General features: G+C 37.3%; 8 protein-coding genes. 7 read left to right on the plus strand and 1 reads right to left on the minus strand.

Going from position 1 to position 9146, the window contains the following annotated elements; all coding sequences use genetic code 11:
* Positions 1 to 315: 315 nt before the first annotated feature.
* Both ABWO41_RS11920 and ABWO41_RS11925 read left to right on the plus strand, forming a co-directional pair.
* Entirely contained in the window at positions 316 to 1458 is a 1143-nt protein-coding gene (locus ABWO41_RS11920; protein WP_353138023.1) for an acyl-CoA dehydrogenase, read from the plus strand.
* Positions 1459 to 1504: 46 nt separating this feature from the next.
* Positions 1505 to 2740 (plus strand): TlpA disulfide reductase family protein, encoded by a 1236-nt coding sequence (locus ABWO41_RS11925; RefSeq protein ID WP_353138026.1) that lies wholly within the window; start codon positions 1505 to 1507, stop codon positions 2738 to 2740.
* 174 nt (positions 2741 to 2914) lie between these two features.
* On the opposite strand, the gene ABWO41_RS11930 is transcribed toward ABWO41_RS11925, so the two are convergent.
* The gene (locus tag ABWO41_RS11930) at positions 2915 to 3256 is read right to left on the minus strand and encodes a phage holin family protein (RefSeq protein WP_353138029.1); all 342 of its coding nucleotides are present in this window, start codon (positions 3254 to 3256) and stop codon (positions 2915 to 2917) included.
* Positions 3257 to 3440: 184 nt separating this feature from the next.
* Between ABWO41_RS11930 and rimP the strand changes: the two genes are divergently transcribed.
* The 5 genes from rimP to ABWO41_RS11955 form a co-directional block, all read left to right on the plus strand.
* On the plus strand, positions 3441 to 3902 hold the full coding sequence (gene rimP, locus ABWO41_RS11935; protein WP_353138032.1) for a ribosome maturation factor RimP: 462 nt from the start codon (positions 3441 to 3443) through the stop codon (positions 3900 to 3902).
* Between the two features lie 27 nt (positions 3903 to 3929).
* Positions 3930 to 5165 carry a transcription termination factor NusA gene (nusA, locus tag ABWO41_RS11940; protein WP_353138035.1) on the plus strand — a complete coding sequence of 412 codons (1236 nt, stop codon included), beginning with the start codon at positions 3930 to 3932 and terminating at the stop codon, positions 5163 to 5165.
* Between the two features lie 65 nt (positions 5166 to 5230).
* On the plus strand, positions 5231 to 8251 hold the full coding sequence (gene infB, locus ABWO41_RS11945) for a translation initiation factor IF-2 (protein ID WP_353138038.1): 3021 nt from the start codon (positions 5231 to 5233) through the stop codon (positions 8249 to 8251).
* 93 nt (positions 8252 to 8344) lie between these two features.
* Positions 8345 to 8548: a hypothetical protein gene (locus ABWO41_RS11950; RefSeq protein WP_353138041.1), complete on the plus strand. Its 204-nt coding sequence runs from the start codon at positions 8345 to 8347 to the stop codon at positions 8546 to 8548.
* Positions 8549 to 8661: 113 nt separating this feature from the next.
* On the plus strand, positions 8662 to 9146 hold a 485-nt coding region (locus tag ABWO41_RS11955), incomplete at its 3' end, for a glycosyltransferase family 87 protein (protein ID WP_353138044.1).

Genomic DNA, 9146 nt, shown 5'->3' on the forward strand with positions numbered 1-9146 from the left:
TGAGTAATTAAGTCAGATTTCCCCAGTTTTATCAATAGCTTGTATAGGGCTTCTTCGGGTCAAGTCCACTACCATAGTGGACTTGACCCGAAGAAGGTCTAAATATAATGGCTTAAAAAGGTATACAAGTATGATTTTTTATTCTGCTTTTAATAAAATAAACCAAATATGATCGTTTAATAGAAGAGGCTTTTAGAGTGCGTAATTTATGTATGCACTACGTTATATAACTAATCAAATCCAGCTCACTGATTTAAAAAAAAATTATGCTTGCATAGTAATTTTCTGTATATTACACATCAAATGCCAATAGTTATGGATTTCAATTTTTCGGAAGAACACGAAATGATTAGGCAGTCGGCGCGGGATTTTGCCCAGACAGAGTTAAAGCCAGGTGTAATAGAACGGGATGAAAAACAATATTTTCCTTATGAATTTGTGAAGAAGATGGGAGATTTGGGGTTTATGGGGATGATGGTGAATCCGGAATATGGAGGAGCTGGATTAGATACCCTTTCTTATGCTATTGCTCTAGAAGAACTGGCTAAAATAGATGCCTCTGCAGCGGTAATTATGTCGGCGAACAATTCTCTCGTTTGTTTCGGATTAGAAAAATATGGTACGGAAAATCAAAAAAGAAAATATCTGACTCCCTTAGCCACGGGTGAAAAATTGGGAGCATTTGCGCTTTCCGAACCAGAGGCTGGTTCTGATGCAACATCTCAGCATACAACGGCTATAGACATGGGAGATTATTATTTGCTTAACGGAACGAAAAACTGGATTACAAATGGAGGAACGGCATCTACTTATATTGTTTTTGCACAAACCGATGTTTCCAAAGGTCATCAGGGAATTAATGCTTTGATTGTTGAAAAGGATATGGATGGTTTTTCGATTGGACCAAAAGAAAATAAACTGGGAATTAGAAGCTCTGATACACATTCGTTGATGTTTACTGACGTCAAAGTTCCTAAAGAGAACAGACTGGGAGAAGACGGCTTTGGATTTAAGCTGGCGATGGAAACATTAGATGGAGGACGTATAGGTATTGCTGCTCAGGCTTTGGGTATTGCAGGCGGGGCATATGATTTAGCTCGCAATTATTCTAAAGAAAGGAAATCTTTTGGCAAACCAATATGCGAACATCAGGCTATTGCATTTAAGCTGGCTGATATGGAAACCCAGATAGAAGCGGCTAAATTGTTAGTTTATAAAGCAGCCTGGTTAAAAGATAAGCATTTGCCTTACGGAAAAGCCAGTGCAATCGCAAAACTTTTTGCCTCGGAAGTTGCAATGAATACAACTTTAGAAGCTGTTCAGATTCACGGAGGATACGGTTATGTGAAAGAGTATCATGTGGAACGTTTAATGCGGGATGCAAAAATTACCCAAATATATGAAGGGACGTCCGAAATACAACGAATAGTAATTTCAAGAGATTTGCTAAAGTCATAAAATAATGTCAACTTAATTCTAAATTTTTCTGAAAACAAATATTCCTATGAGACTTAAAAATGCACTTTTACTTTTAACGTTGGCATTCTTAATCCATGCATGTGATAAGCCTTCCTATAATCTTCCCGCAGGTATATGGCGAGGTGTAGTTTTAACGCAGGCCGACATAGAAATCCCATTCAATTTTGAGGTGAATGACACTCTTGGAAAATACAGCATAACTATTCTGAACGGTAAAGAAAGGTTGCGGGTAGATGATGTTTCTGTAGTTGAAGATTCGGTATTCATAAAGCTCCCTTTTTTTGATGCTGAATTAAAAGGTTCATTAATGGATGGAAGAATAGAAGGGGTGTATTTAAAACATTTACCCAATAAGGATATTGCTATGGAGTTTTATGCGCAACATGATGTGGCATGGCGCATTAAAGAGCAGTTAGAAAAGTCTAAATTTAACATAGATGGACGATGGGAAACCTATTTTATAAAAGAAAATGGAGATTCTGTAAAAGCTATTGGAGAATTTAAGCAGGAAGGAAATAAAGTTACGGGTACATTTCTTACAAGAACTGGTGATTACCGGTTTTTAGATGGCGTTGTAGACGGGGATGAACTAAAGCTGTCTACCTTTGACGGAGGGTTTGCCATGTACTTTACAGCAAAGATCTTAAATGATAGTACTATGGCGGATGGAAGACATTATTCCGGATTTTCTTCCAAACGTTCTTTCGTCGCAAAGAGGAATGAAAAAGTGCAGCTTGATGACGCATACAGGCTTACTTATTTGAAACCCGGATATGACAGAATAGAATTCTCTTTTCCAGACCTTAATGGGAATCCGGTATCTCTGAAAGACAAACGTTTCAAAGATAAGGTTGTAGTTGTGCAGATTTTAGGATCCTGGTGTCCTAATTGTATAGACGAAACTGCGTTTTTGAGCGATTTTTATAATAAACAAAAAGGAGAAGTGGAAATTGTGGGATTGGCTTACGAGCGAACAAAAGATTTTGAAAAGTCAAAAGCAAGCTTAAAAGGTATGTTAGATAGATTCGGTGTAAAATATCCTATTTTAATAACCGGATATACTGCTGACGACGGAGAGCCCAGCAAGAGTTTGCCTATGCTTAATCATATTATGGCTTTTCCTACTACTATTATTCTGGATAAAAAGGGCAAAGTACGTAAAATACATACAGGATTTAGTGGTCCGGGATCTGGAAGGTATTACGAAGAATATGTGCTTGAATTTGAGAATATTATAAATACACTTCAGAAGGAGCAATAATAAACGCTCGAAATATATTTGTTGCCTCAATCATTGTGATATTCTATTAGTCGCAGGCAATAAAGTATTTTCAAAATATAGGAGTTAAATTTAATTCTTTTTGATATTTAAATATCTAATTAAAGAAAGTCATATGGTATTAGTACCTCTATGACTTTTCTTTAAAATATTAATTTATGACCGGGAACTTAATCCTCCAAAAATCATTTTTATAATCGCCAGAACAACAGCGAAAATTACAGCACTTAAAAATCCTGAAACATGGAAGCCGGACATAATATTGCTTACCAGCAAGATCATTAAAACGCTAATGATAAATGACATCAGACCTAAAGTCAGAATGTTAAGAGGGAAAGTTAGAATCCTCAATATAAATCCAACTGTAGCATTGGCCAGGCCAATCAGCAATCCTGCAATAATAGCAGAGAAAAATCCGTCTACCTGAGTTCCCGGGACAATAAAAGCAGCTATAGCAACTGCTAAACCCATTAACAAAATTTCAATAATTAAGCTCATATGGTATTTTAAGAATTTGGTTTTGTTAAAGATACAAACAATTATCAGACCGTAATTTTAGTTATATTCTGATAGCGAATTGTTTGGGAATAATTAATTTGAAAAATCAGAATATTTTATTAGTTTTGTGAGCAATAAAAGGAGAGGGGGCTATTGTCCCCTCTTTTTATTTTTTCAGAAAAAGATGAGTGTAGAACAAAGAGTTAGAGAATTAGCGGAAGAAAAAATACAGGACAGAGCAGACTTGTTTATAGTTTCAGTAAAGGTACAGAACAACAAAATCACACTTTTACTGGATGGGGACAACGGACTTTCCATTGACGATTGTGCAATGGTTAGCAGGCATGTTGGCTTTCATTTAGAGGAAGAAAACCTGATGTCTGATGCTTATAACTTAGAGGTGAGCTCTGCGGGTTTAGAAGCTCCTCTTGTTCTGGATAGACAGTTTCAGAAAAATGTGGGAAGAAATCTGTTGATCAAGAAAACAGATGGAACCAAAATTGAGGGAAAATTATTAAGAAATGAACCCACTGCTTTAGTAATTTCTCATGCTGTAAAAGAGAAAGGTAAAAAAGCACAATTGATAGAAACAACAATAGAAAAAGAGCATATAGCTAGCGCAAAAGTTAGTATATCATTTAAATAACAGTAAATTTTAAATGCTTAGGAAAAGATGAGTAGCATTAATTTAATAGATTCATTTCAGGAGTTTAAAGACTTCAAGAATATCGACAGACCAACAGTAATTAGTGTGTTGGAAGAAGTGTTTCGCAGTATGTTGCGCAAGCGTTTTGGTACAGATGAGAACTGTGACGTTATTGTGAACCCTGACAATGGAGATTTGGAAATTTGGAGGACCAGGACAGTAATGGAAGATGGTTTTTCTGAAGATGATGATTTGGAAATAGAATTGGCAGATGCCCATAAAATTGATCCGGACTTGGAAGTAGGTGACGATTTTATTGAGCAAATTACCTTAGAAAGTTTTGGTCGTAGGGCTATTTTAGCAGCTCGTCAAACTTTGGTTTCAAAGATTTTAGAATTGGAGAAAGACGAAATCTTTAAAAACTACAAAGATAGAATTGGGGAAATCGTTACAGGAGAAGTATATCAGGTATGGAAGAAAGAGACATTGGTGCTGGATGATGAAGGAAACGAGTTGATACTTCCCAAAACAGAACAAATTCCAGCTGACTATTTCAAGAAAGGCGATTCTGTAAGAGCGGTAGTGTTAAAAGTAGATATGATGAATAGTAACCCTAAAATCATTATCTCCAGAACAGCTCCGGCATTTTTGCAACGTTTGTTCGAACTTGAAGTTCCAGAGGTGTTCGATGGTTTAATTACTATTAAAAATATTGTAAGAGAACCGGGAGAGAGAGCAAAGGTAGCCGTAGAATCTTACGATGATCGTATCGATCCGGTGGGTGCTTGCGTAGGTATGAAAGGATCTCGTATTCATGGAATTGTTAGGGAATTGAAAAATGAAAATATAGATGTAATCAACTTCACTAATAATATTTCATTATACATACAAAGAGCTTTGTCACCAGCAAAAATCTCTTCTATTAAATTAGATGAGGAAACTAAACGGGCAGCAGTATATTTAAAGCCAGATCAGGTTTCTTTAGCAATAGGAAGAGGAGGTCATAATATAAAATTGGCCGGTAAATTGACGGGGTATGAGATAGACGTTTATAGAGAAGCTTCTGAAGAAGATGAAGATGTTGACTTAGACGAATTCTCAGACGAAATTGATGGCTGGATCATAGATGAACTTAAAAAGGTTGGTCTGGATACAGCAAAAAGTGTACTGGCACTTAATGTAAACGAATTGGTAAAACGTACAGATCTTGAAGAAGAAACCATAGAAGAGATTCTGGGAATTTTGAGAGCTGAGTTCGAATAATTTTAGATTTGCATTTAGTTAACGTACATTTGTTTTTAATACAGAAAAGAAAGAAAATTTATTAGATGTCAGAAGACAAAAAGTTAGGAATATTAAAAGTAGCCAAAGAACTAAACATCGGGATTGGTACTATAGCTGAATTTTTGGATACAAAAGGCTTCAAAATAGAGGCTAAGCCAAATACAAAGCTTACCGATGAGATGTATAGTGCTCTTTTAAAAGAATATCAAGGAGATAAAATCCTTAAAGAGGAAGCCAAGAACATTGTTATTGGTAAGATCCGTCGTGACGACGCCCCTCATCATCACGGACAAGAGGCCGTACAGCCTGAAAAAACACAAACAGAAAAAGAAGAAAAGGAAATTCTGATTAAAAATGTTGGTGCAGAAGACTTGCCAATAGAAGATATTTCCAAAAAGAGAGATACGGAGACAGAGGTTAAAAAGGAGGAGCCTGCAACACCAGGAGTGAAAATTGTAGGAAAAATCGACTTGGATAGTCTTAATTCTAAAACTCGTCCTGACAAAAAACAATATCATAAGGAAGAAGAGAAAAAAGAGGTTGAACAGCCGAAGGCAGAAGAGCCTGTAAAAGTGGAGGAAAAACCTCAGGAGTTTAAAAAGCCAGAGGTTGTAGAACCGCCAGCTAAACCTGTGGAAGTTGCTGAAAAGCCTGTGAAGCCGGAACCGGTTGCTCCTGTTGCAGAACAACCTGTTATTCAGAAAGAAGAGAAAAAAGAGCCAACTGTTTCAGCACCGATTAAGCCGCCGGTTCAGCAAGAAAAACCAGTTGTAGAAGAAGAAAAAGCCGATGATGAAGTTATCAGAGCTAAAGCTCAGCAGTTAAGCGGGCCAAAGATTATTGGTAAAATTCAACTGCCTGTAAATAAGAAAAAAGATCAGCCGGTTGCTTCTTCATCTAATCCTAATGCAAGTGATAGCAAGCGCAAACGTAAGCGTAAGCCTTCTGGTGCTCCTGGAGAAAATCATCCACAGCAAGGCAATAGACCAGCAGGGGGCGGTCAGCATCCACAACAACAAGGTGGTCCAAGACCTCATCAGCAAGGTGGAGGCCATCCAAATGCAGGAAATAGAAATGACAGAGGAGGAAACAGACCTCATCATCAACATAAAAAAGGTGGTCAGCATCATCAGGCTGCACCAAAGGCAGAGCCTACAGAAAAAGAAATTCAGGATCAGATTAAAGCAACCTTAGCTCGTTTAAGTGGTGCTGGAAAATCGAGTAAATTTGCTCAGAGATCAAAATTAAGAAGACAAAACAGAGATAGAGCACATGCACATGCAGAAGAAGCTGCACTGGAGCAAGAGTTACAATCAAAAGTTTTGAAGGTAACAGAATTTGTTACTGCGAACGAGCTGGCGAATATGATGGATGTTTCGGTAACAGAGATTATCTCCACTTGTATGAGCCTGGGAATGTTTGTGTCAATTAACCAGAGGTTAGATGCAGAAACGTTAACTATTGTAGCAGACGAATTTGGCTACGAAGTTCAATTTGTTGGTACAGAGGAAGAAGAAGTTAACTTAGTAGAAGAAGACAGAGAAGAAGATTTGTTACCAAGAGCGCCGATTGTTACTGTAATGGGACACGTTGACCACGGTAAAACTTCTTTGTTAGACTTTGTGAGAAAGGCTAACGTTACTTCTGGTGAGGCCGGAGGTATCACTCAGCATATTGGTGCTTATGAAGTAGTTGTGCAGGGAGGTAAAAAAATTACATTCCTGGATACTCCTGGTCACGAAGCGTTTACCGCGATGAGAGCAAGGGGAGCGAAAGTTACCGACGTTGCAATTATTGTAATTGCTGCGGATGACAGTGTGATGCCACAAACAATAGAGGCAATTAACCATGCTCAGGCAGCTAATCTTCCAATAGTATTCGCTTTCAATAAAATTGATAAACCCGGAGCTAATACAGATAGAATTAGAGAGCAATTGGCAGCAATGAACATTCTTGTAGAGGAGTGGGGTGGTAAATATCAAACACAGGAAATTGCAGCGAAGAGTGGATTAAATATAGATAAGTTGTTGGAGAAGGTGTTGCTGGAAGCAGAACTTCTGGATCTGAAAGCTAATCCGAATAAAAGAGCTGTTGGTACAGTTATCGAAGCACAATTAGATAAAGGTCGTGGTTACGTTGCTACGGTACTGGTAGAAGAGGGAACTTTAAAAATTGGAGATCCTATTTTAGCTGGTTCTTATAGCGGTCGTGTTAAAGCTTTATTTAACGAAAGAGGAGGAAAAGCAGAACAGGCAGGTCCTTCTACTCCGGTGCAGGTACTTGGTTTTCAGGGCGCTCCTCAGGCAGGCGATAGGTTTAACGCTGTTGAAAGTGAATCTGAAGCGCGTACGATTGCCAATAAACGCTTACAATTACAACGTGAGCAAGGTTTACGTACTCAGAAACATATAACTTTAGATGAGATTGGTCGTCGTTTAGCAATCGGAAACTTTAAAGAGTTAAATATTATCATTAAAGGGGACGTGGATGGTTCAGTTGAAGCGTTATCAGACTCTTTACAAAAACTTTCTACAGAAGAGATTGTGGTTAAGATAGTTCACAAAGGAGTGGGACAGATTTCTGAATCCGATGTGTTATTAGCAACAGCTTCTGATGCAATCATCATCGGTTTCCAGGTTAGACCATCTGCTGGTGCAAGAAAGCTTGCTGAAAATGAGCAAATCGATATCAGACTATATTCTGTAATCTATAAAGCTATTGAAGAGATCAAGGCGGCAATGGAAGGTATGTTGGCTCCGGAATTCGAAGAGAAAATTGTGGCTAATGTTGAGATTCGTGAGACCTTCAAAATATCTAAAGTGGGTACAATTGCCGGATGTATGGTTCTTGAAGGCACAATTCATAGAAACAATGAAATCCGTATCATTCGTGATGGTGTAGTAATCCATACAGGTACTTTGGAATCTTTAAAACGTTTCAAAGATGATGTTAAAGAGGTTAACCGTGGTTACGAGTGTGGTTTGAACATTAAAGGATTCAATGATATTCAGGTTGGAGATATTGTGGAAGCGTTTGAACAAGTAGAGATTAAAAGAAAACTGTAAAATGCTGAAGGCTTAAAGCCGAAAGCGAAAAGCATAAAAGGGAAACCGCTTGGAGATGAAAATTTTCTAAGCGGTTTTTGTTTATATTTGCGTATGGCATCATATCGCTTAGACAGAACTCAATTTAAGGCGCAAAGCGCAACCGAAGCTGCTAATCATGCCTCTTATTATAAAAAATTGACATGGCAGGAAAGACTGCGTATTGCTAATTACCTAAACAGTATTGCCTATGATTTTCCAGAAAATAATCCACCCCGTTTAGACAGAACTAAATTTAGGGCAAGGTCAAGAAAGTGAATTCTGATTTTTTATTCTGAAAAGATGGGAAATATAGTTTAAATCACTATAAATTTTCTAAAATCTTATCTGTATAAGAAATTATATATCTTTGGTTTTATTACTAAATCTAAATGAACGTCTCTGCATTAAAAAGAGGACTTGCTAATTTCTTTCTGAATAAACGAAATGTAATTCTGCTTTATCTCGTATTGGCTGTTATTGCTGCCATTAAACAATATGCTAAAGGTAGTTTTAATAATTATCTTATTTTCAAACATGTTTATTGGCATTCTGTAAATTTCCAGAATCTTTACAGCGCTTATCCCGAATATGGAGACACGAACCATTATGGTCCAATATTTTCGTTATTAATAGCACCTTTTGCTTTATTGCCGGACAGTGCTGGTACAATTCTATGGAATGTTGCTAATGTATCTGTATTACTTTGGGGCATATTTAGTCTGCCTTTAAGTATGAACAACCGTGTTATTATTGCATGGATATGTGCACATGAGACGTTAACCTCCCTTTTTAGCTTTCAGTTCAATATTGCACTCACTGGATTTATCTTGCTTGCTTTTTCTTATATCTATAAGCAAAAAGAAATAAAATCGGC

This window comes from Pseudopedobacter sp. (assembly GCF_040392825.1).
Lineage (GTDB): Bacteria > Bacteroidota > Bacteroidia > Sphingobacteriales > Sphingobacteriaceae > Pseudopedobacter.